Source organism: Bowmanella dokdonensis (assembly GCF_017254865.1).
In the GTDB taxonomy this organism is placed as follows: domain Bacteria; phylum Pseudomonadota; class Gammaproteobacteria; order Enterobacterales; family Alteromonadaceae; genus Bowmanella; species Bowmanella dokdonensis.
Genome location: NZ_JAFKCV010000347.1, coordinates 1 through 293, shown reverse-complemented (window position 1 = coordinate 293; position 293 = coordinate 1). Strand labels below are relative to the sequence as shown.

Here is a 293-nt window from a genome sequence, read left to right as displayed (position 1 = left end):
CAATGGGAAGGGGAGCCGTTACCGCTGCTTACCTGGCAAGGCGGTGAATTTAATCTGCACTCCCTGGATGACGGCAGTTTGCAACTGCAAGGTCAGTTACTTGCACCGTCAGGACAAGACCTGCTCAAGTTGGATGGCAAAGTAGGTAATAAGGCCGACGCCGACCTGAGTGCTAATTTGCATTTGGCTCCGCTCCCCTTGGCCGGGTTCATCAATCTGGTTCCGCAACTGAGTAAACTGGATGGTCAGTTATCGGCCAATATCCAAGTGGATGGGAAACTAAACGCCCCTCG

Annotated in this window: 1 protein-coding gene; it reads left to right on the top strand. The window is 52.9% G+C overall.

The window, feature by feature from the left end; all coding sequences use genetic code 11:
• The coding region (locus J0A66_RS22885; RefSeq protein WP_206576083.1) for a hypothetical protein at nucleotides 1–293 on the top strand (293 nt) is incomplete at both ends.